Here is a 331-nt window from a genome sequence, read left to right as displayed (position 1 = left end):
CGCCGCGCCGCGATGGCGGGCACCTGGTACAGCTGCAGGGACTTGCCGGGCTTGGCTTCCAGGTCCTTGTTCTTGAGCGCATGCGCCACCAGGGCCGACAGCGCATCGCGCCCTGGCTGGAAATCCTCGCCGATCAGCAGCACCAGCAGATCGCACTTCTCGGTGGCGGCATCGGGCAGCGCCAGCGCCTTGAGATCAAAGTTCATAATCGGTGTTTTCCTTTTAGAGCGTGTTATGCACTTTTACGTGCCCGCGAAAGCCGGGGAAAGGTCCGGCAACTAGGCGCAGGACGCGCCACGGTATGGATACCGCAAGCGGCCTGCAACGACGT

At 62.8% G+C, this 331-nt stretch carries 1 protein-coding gene; it reads right to left on the bottom strand.

All coding sequences use genetic code 11. The features are described 5' to 3' along the window. Positions 1-206: hypothetical protein (locus IG99_RS43760; protein ID WP_037684631.1), on the bottom strand; the 206-nt coding region annotated here is incomplete at its 3' end. Positions 207-331 lie beyond the last annotated feature (125 nt).

Origin of the sequence: Streptomyces griseus subsp. griseus (genome assembly GCF_000720255.1) — a bacterium.
Taxonomy (GTDB): Bacteria; Actinomycetota; Actinomycetes; order Streptomycetales; family Streptomycetaceae; genus Streptomyces; species Streptomyces griseus_I.
Note: the sequence above shows the minus strand (reverse complement) of the source record. Positions and strands in the feature narration are given on the sequence as shown.